15 protein-coding genes and 1 pseudogene are annotated in these 18,044 nt (G+C 70.9%); 8 read left to right on the forward strand and 8 right to left on the reverse strand.

All coding sequences use genetic code 11. The features are described 5' to 3' along the window. Positions 1 to 65: 65 nt before the first annotated feature. Complete coding sequence (gene ligD, locus ABZT02_RS32945; protein ID WP_356024059.1) at positions 66 to 1,097, forward strand: non-homologous end-joining DNA ligase; 1,032 nt, start codon at positions 66 to 68, stop codon at positions 1,095 to 1,097. Here the strand turns inward: ligD and ABZT02_RS32950 are convergent. Beyond that, positions 1,084 to 3,276 (reverse strand): family 16 glycoside hydrolase, encoded by a 2,193-nt coding sequence (locus ABZT02_RS32950; protein ID WP_356024061.1) that lies wholly within the window; start codon positions 3,274 to 3,276, stop codon positions 1,084 to 1,086. The genes ligD and ABZT02_RS32950 overlap by 14 nt on opposite strands. Then, on the reverse strand, positions 3,276 to 5,771 hold the full coding sequence (locus ABZT02_RS32955) for a ThuA domain-containing protein (protein WP_356024064.1): 2,496 nt from the start codon (positions 5,769 to 5,771) through the stop codon (positions 3,276 to 3,278). The genes ABZT02_RS32950 and ABZT02_RS32955 overlap by 1 nt, the downstream gene beginning before the upstream one ends. A gap of 189 nt (positions 5,772 to 5,960) precedes the next feature. Between ABZT02_RS32955 and ABZT02_RS32960 the strand changes: the two genes are divergently transcribed. From ABZT02_RS32960 to ABZT02_RS32970, 3 genes are all read left to right on the forward strand, one after another. Then, positions 5,961 to 6,941 carry a multicopper oxidase domain-containing protein gene (locus ABZT02_RS32960; RefSeq protein ID WP_356024066.1) on the forward strand — a complete coding sequence of 327 codons (981 nt, stop codon included), beginning with the start codon at positions 5,961 to 5,963 and terminating at the stop codon, positions 6,939 to 6,941. A gap of 14 nt (positions 6,942 to 6,955) precedes the next feature. Continuing rightward, positions 6,956 to 7,879 (forward strand): ornithine cyclodeaminase family protein, encoded by a 924-nt coding sequence (locus ABZT02_RS32965; RefSeq protein WP_356024068.1) that lies wholly within the window; start codon positions 6,956 to 6,958, stop codon positions 7,877 to 7,879. A 361-nt stretch (positions 7,880 to 8,240) separates the two neighbouring features. Then, on the forward strand, positions 8,241 to 9,266 hold the full coding sequence (locus tag ABZT02_RS32970; RefSeq protein ID WP_356024071.1) for a LacI family DNA-binding transcriptional regulator: 1,026 nt from the start codon (positions 8,241 to 8,243) through the stop codon (positions 9,264 to 9,266). Positions 9,267 to 9,279: 13 nt separating this feature from the next. On the opposite strand, the gene ABZT02_RS32975 is transcribed toward ABZT02_RS32970, so the two are convergent. Continuing rightward, positions 9,280 to 10,071 (reverse strand): VOC family protein, encoded by a 792-nt coding sequence (locus ABZT02_RS32975; RefSeq protein ID WP_356024073.1) that lies wholly within the window; start codon positions 10,069 to 10,071, stop codon positions 9,280 to 9,282. A gap of 228 nt (positions 10,072 to 10,299) precedes the next feature. Here ABZT02_RS32975 and ABZT02_RS32980 point away from each other — a divergent pair, with 228 nt between their 5' ends. Next, positions 10,300 to 10,548, forward strand: a complete 249-nt coding sequence (locus ABZT02_RS32980; RefSeq protein ID WP_356024075.1) for a WhiB family transcriptional regulator — start codon at positions 10,300 to 10,302, stop codon at positions 10,546 to 10,548. Between the two features lie 340 nt (positions 10,549 to 10,888). Here the strand turns inward: ABZT02_RS32980 and ABZT02_RS32985 are convergent, their stop codons facing one another. The 3 genes from ABZT02_RS32985 to ABZT02_RS32995 all read right to left on the reverse strand — a co-directional run bounded on the left by ABZT02_RS32985 (position 10,889) and on the right by ABZT02_RS32995 (position 13,412). Further along, entirely contained in the window at positions 10,889 to 11,866 is a 978-nt protein-coding gene (locus ABZT02_RS32985; protein ID WP_356024077.1) for an acyl-ACP desaturase, read from the reverse strand. Between the two features lie 205 nt (positions 11,867 to 12,071). Beyond that, positions 12,072 to 12,848: a dimethylargininase gene (gene ddaH, locus ABZT02_RS32990; protein ID WP_356024079.1), complete on the reverse strand. Its 777-nt coding sequence runs from the start codon at positions 12,846 to 12,848 to the stop codon at positions 12,072 to 12,074. 129 nt (positions 12,849 to 12,977) lie between these two features. Beyond that, a complete protein-coding gene (locus ABZT02_RS32995) occupies positions 12,978 to 13,412 on the reverse strand; it encodes a DUF6194 family protein (protein ID WP_356024122.1) in 435 nt (144 codons plus the stop codon). A gap of 51 nt (positions 13,413 to 13,463) precedes the next feature. Between ABZT02_RS32995 and ABZT02_RS33000 the strand changes: the two genes are divergently transcribed. After that, positions 13,464 to 14,171 (forward strand): MerR family transcriptional regulator, encoded by a 708-nt coding sequence (locus ABZT02_RS33000; protein ID WP_356024082.1) that lies wholly within the window; start codon positions 13,464 to 13,466, stop codon positions 14,169 to 14,171. On the opposite strand, the gene ABZT02_RS33005 is transcribed toward ABZT02_RS33000, so the two are convergent. Continuing rightward, a complete protein-coding gene (locus ABZT02_RS33005; protein WP_356024084.1) occupies positions 14,140 to 15,762 on the reverse strand; it encodes an ABC-F family ATP-binding cassette domain-containing protein in 1,623 nt (540 codons plus the stop codon). The two genes, ABZT02_RS33000 and ABZT02_RS33005, sit on opposite strands and share 32 nt — an antisense overlap. Before the next feature lie 283 nt (positions 15,763 to 16,045). On the opposite strand from ABZT02_RS33005, the gene ABZT02_RS33010 reads away from it, so the two are divergent. Together ABZT02_RS33010 and ABZT02_RS33015 are read left to right on the forward strand one after the other, a co-directional pair. Continuing rightward, complete coding sequence (locus tag ABZT02_RS33010) at positions 16,046 to 16,693, forward strand: GPP34 family phosphoprotein (protein WP_356024087.1); 648 nt, start codon at positions 16,046 to 16,048, stop codon at positions 16,691 to 16,693. A gap of 58 nt (positions 16,694 to 16,751) precedes the next feature. Next, a pseudogene (locus tag ABZT02_RS33015) lies at positions 16,752 to 17,590 on the forward strand (isocitrate lyase/phosphoenolpyruvate mutase family protein). On the opposite strand, the gene ABZT02_RS33020 reads toward ABZT02_RS33015, so the two are convergent. Further along, entirely contained in the window at positions 17,584 to 18,000 is a 417-nt protein-coding gene (locus ABZT02_RS33020; RefSeq protein ID WP_356024089.1) for an SsgA family sporulation/cell division regulator, read from the reverse strand. The pseudogene ABZT02_RS33015 and the gene ABZT02_RS33020 overlap by 7 nt on opposite strands. Positions 18,001 to 18,044 lie beyond the last annotated feature (44 nt).

Below are 18,044 nucleotides of genomic sequence, written 5' to 3' on the forward strand. Positions count from 1 at the left end.
GGTCCGATTCTGCATGCGCGTACCCCGACATGCCTGATATGTCCGTCTCGCCTACCGTGGCTCGCATGGGTGACGCGGTGGAACTGGAGGCGGGCGGCCGGACCGTACGGCTGTCCAGCCCCGACAAGATCTTCTTCCCGGAGCGCGGCTTCACCAAGCTGGACCTCGCCCGCTACTACCAGGCCGTCGCCCCCGGCATCCTGCGCGCCCTGCGCGACCGCCCCACCACCCTGGAGCGCTACCCGGACGGCGTGAGCGGCGAGAACTTCTTCCAGAAGCGGGCGCCCAAGAACATGCCCGACTGGATCCCGACCGCCCACATCACCTTCCCCAGCGGCCGCAGCGCCGACGAGATGTGCCCCACCGAGGAGGCCGCCGTCCTGTGGGCCGCCCAGTACGGCACCCTCACCTTCCACCCCTGGCCGGTCCGCCGCGACGACGTCGACCGCCCCGACGAACTGCGCATCGACCTGGACCCGCAACCCGGCACCGACTACGACGACGCCGTGCGCGCGGCGCACGAACTGCGTTCGGTCCTGGAGGAGTTCGGCGGTCTGCGCGGCTGGCCCAAGACCTCCGGCGGACGCGGCCTGCACGTCTTCGTGCCCATCGAACCGCGCTGGACCTTCACCCAGGTGCGGCGGGCCGCGATCGCGGTCGGACGTGAGATGGAACGCCGGATGCCGGACCACGTGACCATCAAGTGGTGGAAGGAGGAGCGGGGCGAGCGCATCTTCATCGACTACAACCAGACGGCCCGCGACCGCACGATCGCCTCCGCCTACTCGGTACGGCCCCGCCCGCACGCCCCCGTCTCCGCACCCCTGCGCTGGGAGGAGGTCGGCGAGGCGCACCCCCGGGACTTCGACATCGCGACCATGCCCGCGCGCTTCGCCGAACTCGGCGACGTGCACGCGGACATGGACGATCACGCCTTCTCGCTGGAGGCCCTGCTGGAACTGGCCCGCCGTGACGAGCACGACCACGGGCTCGGCGATCTGCCGTACCCGCCCGAGTATCCGAAGATGCCGGGCGAGCCGAAGAGGGTCCAGCCGAGCAGGGCCGCCGCGAAGAAGGCGCCCCCTACAACTCCTTGATCCTGACGTCCCGGTACGAGACCACGTCCGTCGTGCTGTGCACCTGGAGCCCGATGTAGCCGGAGGAGAACCGTCGTCCGTCCGTGCCCGGGTCGTCCGAGCGGGCGGGGTAGAAGTCCTGGCCGCCGATGTTGTCGAACTCGTTGATCAGCACGCCGTTGCGGTAGACCGAGTAGTGCTGGTCGACCACCCGGATCTCGTAGTCGTTCCACGTGCCCTTCTGGGTGACGCCGGCACCGGCCAGCCCCACCCGGTCGAAGCCGTAGACCGACCCGGTCTTGTACATGTCGCCGTCCGGCCGGTCGAGCACCTGCACCTCGTGGCCGTACTTGATGGCGACCCACTCGGGGCGGGACTCCTCCGGGTGGTCGTGGACCCACGGGAACCGCACGAACACACCGGAGTTGGCGTTCCCGGTGCCCGGGGCGTCGTCCCGCCACTGGAGCTTGAGCGAGAAGTCGCCGTACTTGCGCTCCGGGAACCAGAGCATGCCGAGACCGTCCTTGGTGGTACCGGACGTGATGGACCCGTCGCCGTTGGGTGCGAAGGAACCGCCGCCCACCTGCTGCCACTTGGCGAAGGAGGCCGCGCTGCCGTCGAGGATCGTGCGGTAGCCCTCGGTCTGCCCGGGCTTGCCGATCCCGGACGCACGGGCCGCCGCGTCGATCGCGTCGTACTCGCGCTCGTCGACGACCCCCTCCCGGAAGAGCTTGTCCAGGACGCCCTTCACGTGCTTCAGGAACAGCGCGTGGGACGTCCACTCCTTCTCGTCCTCGATCAACTCGTTGATGCGGCACCGGCTGTTGGTGATCCGGTTCGGTACCCCGGAGTCGATCGTGCCGACGATCACCGTCAACCGTTCGTCGAGCTCCGCGCAGTTGGGCGCCGGTACCTGACTGGAGACGACGGTGAAGGTCACCGTGCGGGCCCCCGAGGTGTTGCCCGCCTTGTCCCTCGCCCGGTACGCCAGGGTGTGCGTGCCCGCCCGGTCGACGACCACGGGAGCCGTGTACGCCAGGTAGGGTCCGGCGTCGATCGAGTACTCGACACCGGCGACACCCGAACCGCCCTCGTCCGTGGCGCTCACGGTCACCCTGGCGTTGCCCACGTACGCGCCGTCGGAGTTCCGGGTGCCGTCCACGGTCACACCGGTCACCGGCGGGGTGGTGTCCTGCGGGGCCGCCGCGACCACCGTGAAGCGGACGCTCTTCTCGGCGGCCACGTTGCCCGCCTTGTCGGTCGCCCGGTAGCGCACGGTGTGGGATCCGACCTGGTGCACCATGACGGGCATGGTGTACGGCTGCCAACTCCCGTCGTCCACCGCGTACTCGATGGTGTTCACCCCGGATCCGGTGTCGGAGGCCGACACGGTCACCGTCGCCATGTCGATGTACGTGCCGTCCGGGTTCTGCTCGCCGCTCACCGTCGCCGAGGTGTCCGGCGGGGCGGTGTCGTCGGAGGGCGGCGGAACGACCGTGAAGGCGACGCTCTTCTCCCCGGAGACGTTGCCCGCCTTGTCGACGGCCCGGTACCGCACCTGGTGGTCGCCGACCTGGTCGACGACGACCGGGGCGGTGTACGGCTGCCAGGCCCCCGCGTCCCCGATCGCGTACTCGATCCGGTCGACACCGGAGCCGCCGGCCTCGTCGGTCGCCGTGACCGCCACGCTCGCCGAACCGACGTACTGGCCCTGCGCGTTCTGTGTGCCGGTCACCTGGGCCGCGGCCGAGGGCGCGGTGGTGTCCTCGCCGCTGCCCTCGCTCACCACGAGGATGCCCTGCATCTGGCCGTGGCCCGGGATCGTGCAGTGGTAGAAGTAGCGGCCCGGGGTGAGGGTGACCTCGGCGGTGTGGCGGCCGCCCATGTCGTCGTTCGGGTTGGCGAGAATGTTGAGTTCGACGTCGTTGTTGAACTCGGGGTCGCTGGTCACGAAGGTCAACGTGTGGGGCATACCGGTCGTGTTGCCGGTGGCCGCGCTGTTCTCGAAGACGATCGTGGCTGTGCCCGCGACGGCCGTCGTCGGGGCGGAGGTGTACTTGGTGATGTCGTCACCGGCGGTCCAGGTGAGTGTCTGGGCCGCCGCGGGGGCCGCGTCAGGCCGTGCCGCGGACGTCGACTGGAGGCCGAGCATCATCAGCAGGGCGGCCAACAGGACCGTCAGAGCTCTTCGGGGGTGCATCACTGCCCTCCTCCCACCAGCTGTCCGGCGGCCGGTGTCGGTCCGCCGCCCGTGTAAGTGACCCGCCACAGCGCCGACTTGGCGTCCGAGGTGAAGAACCCTCGCCCGTAGTCGAGGACGTACAGCGCGCCGTCCGGACCGAACTTCCAGTCCATGAGGTTCTTGATGCCGTCGTTGCCGATCGGCACGATCTTCTTGAGTGACTCCGAGTGGACGGGCAGCCCGCCGTCGCCGTGGTTCCTCGGATCGGTGATGACCGCGTTGCGCGGCTGGTCGGCGTCGTAGAAGTCGCCGACGAACCACTTGCCGTCCCAGTAAGAGGGCCACTTGGTCGTGCTCGCGCTCGCCGTGTCGTAGCGGTAGACCGGCCCGTTCATCGCGGCCTGGCCACCGCCCTTGAGCCACGGCAGCAGGTACGTGGCCTCCTCCTGCTTGTAGGACGGGATGCCGTTCGCGTCACGCGGGTAGTCCGGGGCACCGCCCTGCGGCGAGTACCAGATGTTGTTGCCGGTGACCGGCGGGAGGTTGACCAGACCGTCGTTGTTGGGCGACTCGTTCTTCGGGTGGTCGCAGTCGTACCAGCCCAGCGGCTGGTCGGGGTTGGGCAGATTGCGGTCCCGGTAGGGCTGCTTGTTGCCCATGCAGTACGGCCAGCCCCGGTTGCTCGCCTTGGTGATGACGGCGAACGTGTCGTACTTGGCCGGTCCCCAGGTCGTCGAGGGCGCGCTCGCGTCCGGGCCGACCCATCCGGCGTACAGGATGTCGGTCTTCCTGTCGACGAAGATCCGGGCCGGGTTCCTGACGCCCATGACGTAGATCTCGCCGCGGGTCTTGCCACCGCCCTCGGCGGTCTCCTTGCCGGTGAAGAGGTTCCCCTCGGGCAGCGTGTACGTCCCGTCGGACTCCGGATGGATGCGCAGGATCTTGCCGTTGAGGTTGTTGGTGTTGCCGGCGGTGCGGCGCGCGTCCGCGAAGGAGACGCCCTTGAAGTTCGGCTGCGGGTTGTTGCCCGAGTAACCGCCGCTGAAGCCACTGGAGTTGTTGTCGCCGGTCGCGATGTACAGGTTGCCCTTGGAGTCCCAGGACATCCCACCGCCCGCGTGGCAGCAACTGTGCACCTGGACCGGCCACTTGAGCAGGACCTTCTCGCTGTTCAGGTCCAGCTTGTTCGTGGCGAGGTCGAGCGTGAAGCGGGAGACCCGGCGCTCGGCGATCCGGGTGTCGCGGTTGAGTTGTGCGTGCGGGGTGTAGTGCAGATACACCCAGCCGTTCTGCTCGAAGCGCGGATCGAGCTCGATCCCGAGCAGCCCCTCCTCGACCTTCACCAGCTCGTCGCCGCCGCCCTTGTTGCCGAAGACGGTCAACGCGCCCGCGAGGGTGACCTTCTTGGTCCTCGGGTCGTAGACGTGGATCTCGCCCTTGCCCTTGCCGATGTCGGGGTTGTTCCAGTCGGTGATCACGGGCTGGGAGGAGTCCGCGCCACCCCGGCCGATGTACAGCACCCGCCCGTCGGGCGCCGTGACCAGTCCGTGGGGCTCGCCGATCTGGTCGTTCTGTCCCGGCTGGTTGGGCTGGGTGAGGCGCTCCGCCTTGTAGTTGGCGTTGATCGTCGCCTTGCAGTCGGCCTGCACGAGCCGCGAGGTCCACAGCAGCGCGCCGCGCAGATGGGTCCGGAAGTCGGTCTCGTCGTACGAGGACACCGTGCCGCCCATGCCGGTGTAGAAGGACCGGCCGCCGTCGTAGTCCCGGCACCAACTCACCGGATGGTCCCAGCCGTTGGCGCCCGTTCCGGGCCGGTAGGTCGACTCGCGCACCCGGGCGACGGTGTGCACGTCACCGGACGGGTTCTTCGTCCAGTTGAACCACTGGTCGGGACGCTTCCACTGCACCGGCAGATCCCTGGTCGCCGGATGCTGCCGGTCACCCACCTCGACGGTGGCCCGCTGGACGGCCGTTGGACTGGCGGTGGCCGGCCGGGCGCCGACGAGGCCCGTGAACCAGTCGGAGTACGGCTCCGCGCGGGCCGCGTCATGGATACCGACGAAGCCGCCGCCCGCCTCCATGTAGGCCTCAAGACCGGCTTCCTGGTCGGGGTCCAGCACATCGCCGCCGCCGGTCAGGAAGACGATCGCGTTGTAACTCCCCAGCGCCTTCTCGTCGGTGAAGACCCTGGCGTCGTCGGTGGCCTCGGTCTCGAACCGCTGGTTCGCCGGACCGGACAGCCCGATCCCCTCGATGGCGGCGATCCCGGCGTTGACGACCGGCGACTCGTCCCCGGCGGCCGCGGATCCGTAGAAGACCAGCACCCGTACATCCCTGCCGCCCGGTGGCGACTTGACGGACATCGTTGTCGCGGACGGCTCGGGCGCCGGTAGCGCCCCCGCCGCCGGTCCGGACATCAGCCCGGCGGTCACGACCCCCGCGGCCACGGTGGCCGTCCAGACCCGTCTCCTCGCGCTTCCTCCGCTTCTCGCGCTCAACCCTCGTAAGTGCATGGGCACCTCCTCGGTCACAGCAACAGCGCCATGGAAGCTAGACCCCTTTGCCTCACTCGCCAATACCTATGACCGGGATCGCACGAACTTTGTCCTGAGTGTGGATAAACGGTTCGAGGGCCGGTACCGTCTCACAGGTTCATCACAGGTACGTCTCCGCAAAATCCGTATCACGGTGGGGAGTTCTGCATGGGCGCACTGGACAGGCGTGGATTCAACCGGCGGGTGCTGCTCGGCGGCGCGGCCGTCGCGACATCGTTGTCCCTGGCGCCGGAGGCCCGGAGCGACACGGGTCCGGCGCAGGCCGCCCCGGGCGGCGGCGAGGTCAGGCGCATCAAGCTGTACGCCGAAAAACTCGCCGACGGGCAGATGGGCTACGGCCTGGAGAAGGGCAAGGCGACGATCCCCGGTCCGCTGATCGAGCTCAACGAGGGCGACACCCTGCACATCGAGTTCGAGAACACCATGGACGTCAGGGCGAGCCTGCACGTCCACGGCCTGGACTACGAGATCTCCAGCGACGGCACGAAGTTGAACAACAGCGACGTGGAGCCGGGCGGTACCCGCACCTACACCTGGCGTACCCATCTGCCGGGCCGCCGCAGCGACGGCACCTGGCGGGCGGGCAGCGCGGGCTACTGGCACTACCACGACCACGTGGTGGGCACGGAACACGGCACGGGCGGTATCCGCAAGGGCCTCTACGGCCCGGTGATCGTCCGCCGCAAGGGCGACATCCTCCCCGACGCGACGCACACCATCGTCTTCAACGACATGCTCATCAACAACAAGCCGGCGCACTCGGGGCCGAACTTCGAGGCCACGGTGGGCGATCGGGTCGAGTTCGTGATGATCACCCACGGCGAGTACTACCACACCTTCCACCTGCACGGTCACCGCTGGGCGGACAACCGCACCGGCATGCTCACCGGGCCCGACGACCCCAGCCAGGTCATCGACAACAAGATCGTGGGTCCGGCGGACTCCTTCGGCTTCCAGGTGATCGCGGGGGAGGGAGTCGGGGCGGGCGCGTGGATGTACCACTGCCATGTCCAGAGCCACTCCGACATGGGGATGGTGGGACTGTTCCTGGTGAAGAAGACGGACGGGACGATTCCGGGGTACGAGCCGCACGAGCACAGCGAGCAGCGGGCCGAGCACCACCACTGACGGATCATGGGCGGGTGACTCTTCTTCTCACGCGCGGCGATCTGGAGACGGTGCTGGAGCCGGACGCCTGCGTCGACGCCCTGCGGCACGGCTTCCGCACCGCGGACCACGTGTCGATCACGGGGCAACGAGTGCGCACGGACCTCCCGTTCCCCGGTACGGCCACCGCGCTGATCCCGGGCCTGCTTCCCGGCGTCCCGGCCTACACGGTGAAGGTCAACGCCAAGTTCCCGGGCGCCCGGCCCGCCCTGCGCGGGGTGATCTGCCTGCACAGCGGCACCGACGGTGAGCTGCTGGCACTCCTGGACTCGGCGACGGTCACGGCGTGGCGGACGGGGCTCGCGGCCGCGCTGGGCACGCATCTGCTGGCCGGCCAGGGAGACGTCGTCGGCGTGATCGGGGCGGGCGCACAGGCCGAGTTGATGGTGCGAGGCCTCAAGGCGCTACGACCCCGCGGTGCCCTCGTCGTCCATGACACGTCCGCCGACCGCGCCGCGGAATTCGCCGCGCGGCACGATGGCCGTGTGCTGTCCTCCGCCGCGGAGGTCGCCATGGCCTGCGACATCGTCCTGTCGGCGACCTGGTCGCGGGAGCCGCTGCTGAGCCTGGCGGACACGCGACCGGGCCAGCACTTCACCAGCCTGGGTGTCGACGAGCCGGGCAAGGCGGAGCTGGCGGCCGATCTCCTCGACGCGTCCGTGGTTGTGGTCGACGACCGCTCGCTCGCCGTGAGCATGGGCGTACTGGCGGGCGGGGTGCCCGCGGCGGCGACCCTCGGCGAGGTGGTGCGGGGTGACCACCCCGGCCGGACCGCCGACACGGACCGCACGGTCTACGCACCCGTGGGGCTGCCCTGGCAGGACCTCGCGCTGGCCTGGACGGCGTACGAGCGGGCCGAGCGGGAGGGGATCGGGCGGCGGGTGGATCTGCTGGCGTGAGGCCGTTCACGAGATGCCCGGGGTGGACGGACGGTTGGACGTGCCCTTCACGGCCCCGGCCCCGGCCCCGGGCGCGGTGACCGCGACAGGAAGCCGTCCGGCGAGGCCGCCGGCCGACACGACCGCCGTCCCGGCGCCCTGGTGTCTCCATCCCGGAAGCCGCCCCGACGCTGACCCACCGCCGTGCCTGGTACCCCCGCTGCCCGCCCGGTGAGCGGTTCGGTGTGCCCGCTCGCTCGGCGGCCGGTGTGCCCGCTCCGCCCTGACGGACGGCAGCCTCCTTCCCCGACTCCGAGAGCGCTCTCACCGGGACTCCGTCCAGGGCTATCCTGATCCGCACCCGCCGACGAGGAGTCCCGAAGTGACCGACACAGCGCCGCGCCCCACACTGGAGGCCGTGGCGGCCCGGGCCGGGGTGTCGCGGGCCACCGTGTCCCGGGTGGTGAACGGCGGCGACGGGGTCAGGGAGCCCCTCGTCGAACGGGTGCGCAGGGCCGTCGAAGAGCTCGGTTACGTCCCCAACCAGGCCGCCCGCAGTCTGGTCACCCGGCGCCACGACGCCGTCGCCGTGGTCGTGGCCGAGCCGGAGACCCGGGTCTTCGCCGACCCCTTCTTCGCGCTGCAACTGCGGGGCATCAGCAAGGAGTTGACCGCCCACGACAACCAACTCGTCCTGCTGCTCACCGAGGGCCGCGACGACCACGCCCGCGTCGGACGCTACCTCGCCGGAGGGCACGTCGACGGCGCGCTCGTCTTCTCGCTGCACCTCGACGACCCGCTGCCGGAACTGATCCAACGGGCCGGTGTCCCCACGGTGTTCGGCGGACGGCCCGGCTGGAGCGACGGGACCACGGACGTCGTGTACGTCGACAGCGACAACCGGGGCGGCGCCCGTGAAGCCGTACGGCATCTCCTGGGGCTCGGGCGCGCCCGCGTCGCCCACATCACCGGCCCCCTCGACCAGACCTCCGCGGCGGACCGGCTCGACGGCTACCGGGACGTCATGGGCGACGCCGACCCGCAGCTCGTCGTGCGCGGCGACTTCACCCCGGCCGGCGGGGAGCGGGCGATGCGGGAACTCCTCGAGCGGTGCCCGGACGTGGACGCGGTGTTCGCCGCCAACGACCTCACCGCGTCCGGCGTCCTGCGCGTGCTGCGCGAGGGCGGGCGCCGGGTGCCCGAGGACGTGGCGGTGATCGGCTTCGACGACATGCTGCCGGTCGCCGAGCAGACCGATCCGCCGCTGACGACGGTTCGTCAGGACATCGAGGAGATGGGCCGGTTGATGGCCCGCCTGCTGTTGCGGGACCTCGACCGCAGCAGCGGGGGAGTCACACCGGCCGGTGTCGTCCTGCCGACCACGCTGATCCGCCGCGCCTCGGCGTGATCCCCCGCCCCGCTCACGTCTGCTGCGGCGCGCTCTTGATCACCGCGAAGCGGGCGCCGTAGGGGTCGGCCAGCTTGGCGACCCGGCCGACGCCCGGCACGTCCGTGGCGGGCAGCCGGACGCTGCCGCCCAGCTCCTGTGCCTTCGCCACCGTCCCGTCCGTGTCGGTGACCTCGAAGTAGGGCATCCAGTACGCCCCGGCCTGCGCCTCCAGCGGATCTTCGGCGAGGGGGACGATGCCGCCGAACATGCCGTCCTCGCTCTGCCCGTCCGGCAGCACGGTCGTGTACGTGCCGCCCGGGAACTCCACTGCGTAGGTCTCCAGGCCGAGAGCCGCGCGGTAGAAGTAGGCGGCCATCGGCAGGTCGGCCGTGTACAACTCGACCCAGCACAGCGAGCCCGGCTCCTGGGTGACGTCGAGCCCCTTGTTCCGCCCCGGCTGCCAGATGCCGAAGGGCACGCCCGCCTTGTCGGCGAGGATCGCCATACGGCCCTGGTCCATCACGTCCATGGGCTGCATCAGCACCGCGCCGTGCGCCTGCTCGGCCGCCTTCGCGGTGGCGTCCGCGTCGGGGGTCTGGAAATACACGGTCCAGGACGGCGGACCCTGCTCCGGTGTGGTCTGCATGCCGCCCGCGGCGGTCTTGCCGGCGAGCTGGAAGAAGCCGTAACCGCCGGCTTCGGGCGGGCCCGGCTGGAACTCCCAGCCGAAGAGGCCGCCGTAGAAGGTGGTGGCGCCGTCGATGTCCGGGGTGCCGAGGTCGAGCCAGTTCGGAGCGCCGGTGACATAACGGGTCGTGAGCATCTCTGCCCTCCTCTGAGGGGTCCCGTTGCCTGCACTGCCGAGTCTGGCACCCTCCACTGACAATCGCTGCCGGGACGCGAACCCGCCTCGGATCGGCTGCACCGTTTCCGCGCGCCGCCGTGCACCCCCTTCCGGGGTCCGGGACCATCAAGGCGGCCGGAGGCCATGAACGGCACCGTTGATCCCGCGTTGATCGAACGTTTTTCGCCGCCCGGCACGATCTCGGCCATGCACATCGACACCATCACCCCGACCGACCCCGCCTGGCAGGCGCAGGCGTTGTGCGCGCAGACCGGGGCGGACTTCTTCTTTCCCGAGCCGGGCAGCTCGGTACGAGAGGCGAAGCGCATCTGCGCCATGTGCGAGATGCGCCCGGCCTGCCTCGAGTACGCCCTGGCCAACGACGAGCGCTTCGGCGTCTGGGGCGGCCTCTCCGAGAAGGAACGGCTGGCGATCAGGCGGCTGGGAGACCGATGAGCCGACGGGCCGGACGTGCGGCCGGGTTGCCGGAGCGCACCCGGGCGTAGCGGTGGGGCAGCCGTATCGCGGGCTCAACGCGGCCGGGCGGTACGGGCACGCTTCGGCCGACCCGGCGATGCGGTGGTCGGTACTGTGGGGGGTGCCGTTCGGTCCGGGCCGAGCTCCGGGTCGTCCTCCTGCGGGATCCACACCGGCACAGAGGAAACGACCCGGCGTTCGTTCGTCCCCGGGGCGGCGCGCCGATCCGCTGCCGTATCAGGCGGGCGGCGTCGGCGTTGATCAGGCCCGGCAGGGCCGACGGCCCCGCCGGATGTCCGCCGGATCGGCCAGGCCGACGTCAGGCGCCCGCGCGAGCCGCCATCCGCGCCTTGCGCGCCGCCAGCTTCTCGTCGAACTTCGCGGCCTCCGCGTCCAGCCCGCCCATGTACAGACCGAGTTCGTTCTGCGCCTTCTGGCCTTCGGGGCCGAGGCCGTCGATCTCCATGACCTTCAGGAAGCGCAGGACGGGCTGGAGTACGTCGTCGTGGTGGATGCGCATGTTGTAGATCTCGCCGATGGCCATCTGCGCGGCGGCGCGCTCGAAGCCGGGCATGCCGTGCCCGGGCATCCGGAAGTTCACTACGACGTCGCGCACCGCCATCATCGTCAGGTCGGGCGCGAGCTCGAAGGCCGCCTTCAGCAGGTTCCGGTAGAAGACCATGTGCAGGTTCTCGTCGGTGGCGATGCGCGCCAGCATGCGGTCGCAGACCGGGTCCCCGGACTGGTGGCCGGTGTTGCGGTGCGAGACGCGGGTCGCGAGCTCCTGGAAGGCCACGTAGGCGACCGAGTGCAGCATGGAGTGGCGGTTGTCCGACTCGAAGCCCTCGCTCATGTGGGCCATCCGGAACTGCTCCAGCTGGTCCGGGTCCACCGCGCGCGAGGCGAGCAGGTAGTCCCGCATCACGATGCCGTGCCGGCCCTCCTCGGCGGTCCAGCGGTGCACCCAGGTGCCCCAGGCGCCGTCGCGGCCGAAGAGCGAGGCGATCTCGTGGTGGTAGCTGGGGAGGTTGTCCTCGGTGAGGAGGTTCACGACGAGGGCGATCCGGCCGATCTCGGTGACCTTGGACTGGTCCTTCTCCCAGGCCTCGCCGTCCTCGAAGAAACCGGGGAAGTTGCGGCCGTCGCTCCAGGGGACGTACTCGTGCGGCATCCAGTCCTTGGTGACCTTCAGATGCCGGTTGAGTTCGTTCTCGACCACTTCCTCCAGCGCGTACAGCAGCCGCGCGTCGGTCCAGGCGGAGGACGGGCTGCCGAGGTGAGGGGAAGTGATCGTCACAGGTACTCCAGGGGGACGCGTGAACTTTTGAGAGGGTCGGCGAGCGGCGCCGGGGAACCTACGGAATCGTAGGCTACGAAACCGTAGGTTACGACACCGTAGGTTAAGGGTGCAGTAAAGGCCCCTGATCAGCGTGTTCCCCGAACATGGCAAGCGACTCGGGAACCGTGCAGGTCCCAGGGCCGTCGGCGCGTTGCGCTTCCCCTCAGGCGTACAGCTCCCGCAGTCGTACTGAGAGGCACGTCACACAGCCTTCCAGCTTCTCGAACTCGCTGATGTCCACCACGACCGGTTCGAATCCGAGGTCGGTGAGCAGCTCCGCGGTCTTGGGCGCGCTCGCGGCCATGAGCAGCTTGGGGCCGCCGAGGAGGACGACATGGGCGCCGGCCTCCTCCGGCACCGACAGGAAGCGTGGGAAGAGCGCGGGCCGGTCCACCTTGGGGATGTGCCCGATGACGGTTCCGTCGGGCAACGCGGTGACCGCCGACTTCAGATGCAGCACCTTGCTCACCGGTACGGCGACGACCCGGGCCCCGAGCGGCTCGAAGGCGGCCCGCAGCTGCTGGACGCCGGCCGCGTTGGTACGCCCGCCCCGGCCGACGTAGATCGTGTCGTCGATCTTCAGCACGTCGCCGCCGTCCAGGGTGCCCGGCTCCCAGATCCAGTTCACCGAGCAGCCCAGGCGCGCCACGGCCTCCTCGACGCCGATGGTCTCCTCGCGCCGGGACTCGGCGCCGGAGCGCGCGATCAGGGCGACGTTCTTGTACATGACCACGGTGTCCTCGACGAACACCGAGTCCGGGCAGTCGTCCTCGGGGTCCACCTCGACGGTCTCCCAGCCGTGCGCGCGCAGCGCCTCGACGTACGCCTCCCACTGGTCGAGCGCGAGGTCGACGTCGACCTTCTCCCGCTCGACGTGCGTCACCAGACCTTCGGCGAGGCGCGGACCGGGGCGGCGGACGAGGGCCTTCTTGCTGGGCACGAGGGAACTCCGTATCGGCGGGACAGGGGCGGTGCCCGTGAGGGGCGCCGGTCAGCCATCATGCAGCGCCGGTCACTGTCGACAAAACCCCCGGGGTCAGGCTGTGGCCCTCCTGAGACGCTCCCCGCCTCACGAGTGCCGGCGCGCCGCACGCGCGCGTGCCGCCTCATGAGCCTCGCGCAGCAGCCGTAGGACCGTCCCGGTGGTCCGCTCGGCGGGATTCACGACGCAGATCCAGCCGAGGGCGCCGTAGACCGGGTGCGGCAGCAGCACGTCGGCCGTCGCCGGGTCGTGGCGCTGCCCGAGGAGTTCCGGGAGCGCCCTGCGGCCGACCTGGACGTTGACCCGCCAGCGGTCCGGCGGGTCCAGGTCGGAGGCGGTGTCGTCGGGGTAGTTCTTCGTGACGACGGTCCCGTAGGGCTGGGCGCCGGGAGGCACCCGGCCGTCGGGGGCGCAGTAGAAGAACGCGTCGCCCCACGCGATCTCGGGGGAGTCCCCACCAGGCTCCGGGACGACCACGAGGGCCCCGTCGAAACCGCGCACGGTCGCGATGATCTGCTCCATACTCATGGTTCAAGCGTGACCTTCAAGTGCTGATGTGGGGTTGGCCGGACGATGCGCACCGTCGACGTCGCCAGGGAGAGCGGCTACTCGGTGCAGCAGGTGCGCGATCTGGAGCGGCTGGGGGTGATCCCGCCCGCGGTACGGGCGGACAACGGCTACCGCTCCTACACGCTGCTCCACGTGCACGCGCTGCGCGCCTACCGGGGGCTCGCCGCAGCCGTCGGCCCCGTCGAGGCGCGGCGGCTGCTCGCCGAGCTGCGGACGGCGACGATCACGGAGGCGGCCTCGGCGGTCGACGAGGTCCACGCCCGGCTCGCACGCGAGCGCGCGGAGGTGTTGCGCGCCCAGCGGGCCCTGGAGGGCGTCCGGGCCGAGGAGGAGGGCCGGGACGACGACTTCATGACCATCACGCAGCTCGCGGAGGCGCTCGGCGTACGGTCCTCGACCTTGCGGTTCTGGGAGGAGGAAGGGCTGGTCCTCCCGGAACGGGTGACCACCCTGCGCGCGCGTCGCTACGGTCCGGCGGCGATCGGGGCGGCACGCGTCGTGGTCGCCCTGCGCGCCGGCGGGTACGGCATCCCGGCCGTGCGGGAGGTGATGGGCTCCCTGGACGGCCTCGACGGGGTGGAGGACGCCCGGCGCATTCTGCGGGGACGGCTCGAGCGGCTCGCCGCCCGGAGCGTGGCACTGCTCCGGGCGGGAACCGATCTGTCGGCCGTCGTGGACGCTACGCGGGGAACTCCAGGGTCTCCGGAGTGACCTCCCGCAGCTCCCCGTCCAGCATCAGCCAGCGCGTGATGCCGATCGACTCCAGGAACGGCAGGTCGTGACTGGCCACGACCAGCGCGCCCTCGTACGACTCCAGGGCCGAGGTCAGCTGTCGCACGCTCGCCATGTCGAGGTTGTTCGTCGGCTCGTCGAGCATGAGCAGCTGGGGAGCGGGCTCCGCCAGCATCAGCGCGGCCAGCGCCGCCCGGAAGCGTTCGCCGCCGGACAGTGTCGACGCCTGCTGGTCGGCCCGGGCGCCCCGGAACAGGAAGCGGGCGAGACGGGCCCGCACCCGGTTGTTGGTGGCGCCCGGCGCGAACCGGGCCACGTTCTCGGCGACCGACAGCTCGCCGTCGAGGACGTCCAGCCGCTGGGGCAGGAAGCGCAGCGGGACATGGGCCGTCGCCTCGCCCGACACCGGCTCCAGCTCCCCGGCGATCGTCCGCAGCAGCGTCGTCTTGCCCGCGCCGTTGCGCCCGATCAGCGCGACCCGCTCGGGGCCCCGCAGGTCGAGGCCGCCCTCGACCCGTGCGCCGTGGGCGAGTTCCAGGTCCATGAGGGTCAGAACCGTACGGCCCGGCGGTACCGCCGTGTACGGCAGGTCGACGCGGATCTCGTCGTCGTCCCGTACGGCCTCCACCGCCTCGTCGAGCCGGTCCCTGGCCTCGGCGAGCTTCTCCTCGTGCATGATGCGGTGCTTGCCCGCGGACTCCTGTGCCGACCGCTTGCGCGCCCCCATGACGATCTTCGGCTCGCGCTTCTGCTCGAACATCTTCTGCCCGTACCGCTTGCGTCGGGCCAACTTGACCTGTGCGTCGACCAGTTCGCGTTTCTGCTTGCGGAAGTCGGACTCGGCGACCCGCACCATCCGCTCCGCCGCCTCCTGTTCGACGGCGAGGGCCTCCTCGTAGGCGGAGTAGTTGCCGCCGTACCAGGTGACCTCCCCCGAGTGCAGATCGGCGATCTGGTCGACCAGGTCGAGGAGTTCGCGGTCGTGGCTGACCACGACCATGACCCCCGGCCAGGAGGAGACGGCCGTGTACAGCCGCCTGCGGGCGTACAGGTCGAGGTTGTTGGTGGGCTCGTCGAGGAGCAGGACGTCCGGGCGGCGCAGCAGCAGCGCGGCCAGCCGCAGCAGCACCGACTCGCCGCCCGAGACCTCGCCGATCGTGCGGTCCAACTCGATGTGGCCGAGGCCGAGTTCGCCGAGGGTGGCCAGGGCCCGCTCCTCCACGTCCCAGTCGTCGCCGACCGTCTCGAAGTGCTCCTCGGCCACGTCGCCCGCCTCGATGGCGTGCAGCGCGGCGCGCCGCGCGGCGATGCCGAGCGCCTCGTCGACCTTCAGGCCGGTGTCCAGCGTGACGTTCTGCGGAAGGTAACCGACCTCGCCCGCGACGCGCACGGCGCCGTCGGCGGCGGTGAGTTCACCGGCGATCAGCTTCAACAGGGTGGATTTTCCTGACCCGTTGACGCCGACGAGACCCGTCCGGCCGGGGCCGAAGGCGATGTCGAGGCCCTCGAAGACGGGGGTGCCGTCGGGCCAGGAGAAGGCGAGCGAGGTGCAGGTGATGGAAGTAGACATACGGTCTCCGCGGTTGCTCGAAGCGAGAAGGGGCAAACGCGTATCGAGACACCCGCGACCACGGGAGACGACGAGAAACCGGAGGGCACGGACAGGGTCCTGCTCGTCGGAACGGCTCGTATGCCGAGGTCGCACGCGGCGCACACACCTCAGGTGTGTGACACGGTGTCTCAGGACCTCAGACGAGCAACGTCCTTCTCCGATCGACGGCAACAGAAGCGTTCTACACCGTACGAGGCGGCCGTGGGGCTGTCAACGAGTTAATGCGCCTTAGGAGGCACCGGTGCCCGACGGCACGCTCTCCCTGCCGGCCCACCTCTATCTGCTGGCCTGGGACACCTCGAAGTCCGAGACCACCGGTGCCGCCCAGGTCCCCCAGCTGGTGCGGGCCGGCGCGCTCACCGAGCTGGCCCGGCGCGGTCTGCTCCTCGACGTGGACGGCATCGCCACACCGGCCGACATGGACGCCGACACCGGGGATCCCGTCCTGGACGGGCTGCTCGAACTGGTCCGCGAGTCCCGGCCGCACCGGTGGCGGAGCTGGGTGACGCCCCACACGCGGGTCACCCTGGACGCCGTACGGGAGCAGCTCACCGCGGGCGGACATCTGCGCGCCCGCAAGAGGCGGGTGCTCGGGGTGTTCCCGACGGTGGAGCACGACCTGGCCCGCCCGGCCGCCGTGGAGGCGCTCCAGGAGGCGGCCCGGCAGGCCCTGCGGGGTCCGGTGCCGGCCGTGGACGTCTCCGACCGGGACGCGGCCCTCCTCGCGCTCGCCGCGGCGGCCGAGCTGCGCACCCTGCTGCCCCGCGGGGAGCATCACGACGCGCGGGTCGAGGAGTTGATCGAGCGCGGCGGGCAGCTGGCGCCGGTCCTGCGGGAGCTCGTCCACGGGGTGCGCGGGGCGGCGGCCTCGGTCGCGGCGCGCGCCTGAACGTCGGTGTCGGATTCCTGCCGGCGCGGGCGCGGGAGCCGACTGTCGAGTGACCTGCATGACGAAACAGGACACGCTCCGCGACCGCGCCCTCGTCTTCCGTTCCCTGCACGTCCCCGGCGCCCCGCTCGTCCTGCCGAACGCCTGGGATCTCACGAGCGCCCGCATCGTCGAGGACGCGGGTGCCGCCGCCGTGGCCACCACGAGCGCCGGGCTCGCCTGGCCCTCGGTGCGGCGGACGGTGACCGCCTGGACCGGGAGCGGGCCCTGGACGCCGTGGGACGGATCGCCGCCGTGCTGCGGGTGCCGGTCAGCGCGGACATCGAGAGCGGTTACGCGCGGGACGCGGCGGGCGTCGCCGACACCGTGCGCGGGGTGCTCGCGGCGGGCGCGGTCGGAGTGAACATCGAGGACGCCCTGTACGGCGACGGGGGCGAGTCGCTGCGGCCGGCCGGCGAGCAGGCGGAGCGGATCGCCGCGGCCCGGGAGGCCGCCGACGCGGAGGGCGTGCCGCTGTTCGTCAACGCCCGGATCGACACGTTCCTGCGCGGCGCCGGAGGAGTCGACCTCACTCCGGAGCGGGCCGCCGCCTTCCTCGCCGCGGGTGCCGACGGGATCGTCGTCCCCGGGGCCGTCGACCCGGGGACCGTCAAGCTCCTCGTCGACGCGATCGACGCTCCGCTGAACGTCATGGCCCGACCCGGCGCCCCGTCCGTCGCCGAGCCGGCCTCACTCGGCGTGGCCCGCGTCGGCGTCGGCTCGGGCATCGCCCAGGCCGCGCACGCCCTGGTCCGCCGCGCCGCGCGGGAGCTGCTGGACGCGGGGACGTACGACGCGCTCGCCGACGGGTTGGACCACGGCGAGCTCGACGCGCTCTTCGCCGGCTCCCGTCAGTAGGTGTCGCGGATCAGCTCGGCCAGGTCGTGGTCGAGGTCGAGCTGGAGGTGCTCGAGACCGGTCGGCACGAGGTCGTTCGTCGCCTCCAGGAACCGGCGCAGCTCACCCGTGCGCACATGCACGACGGCGGTGCCCTCGGGGGCGTGGAACTCGAGAACGGTGCGGTCGTAGCCGTACGGACGCACGCGGACGTCGCCGTGGCCCTCGGGCTCGTGGAGACCGGTGGTGAGAAGTTCGCGGCTGAAGGTCCAGCAGACCTCGACGCCCTCCAGGGTGGCCGGGGCGGGGAAGGTCATGCGGACGGCGAACGGATCGCAGCGGTCGTAGCGCAGTGTGGCGGGAATGCTCGGCATCCGCGGCGCCGCGGCGACGAGACGGGCCTCGACGGGCTGCTCGATGACGGTGGACAACGCCTTGCTCCCTTGTGACGGCTGATCGTGCTTCCGGAGTGGGA

The sequence above is a fragment of the Streptomyces sp. NPDC005402 genome (assembly GCF_040606575.1).
Taxonomy (GTDB): Bacteria; Actinomycetota; Actinomycetes; order Streptomycetales; family Streptomycetaceae; genus Streptomyces.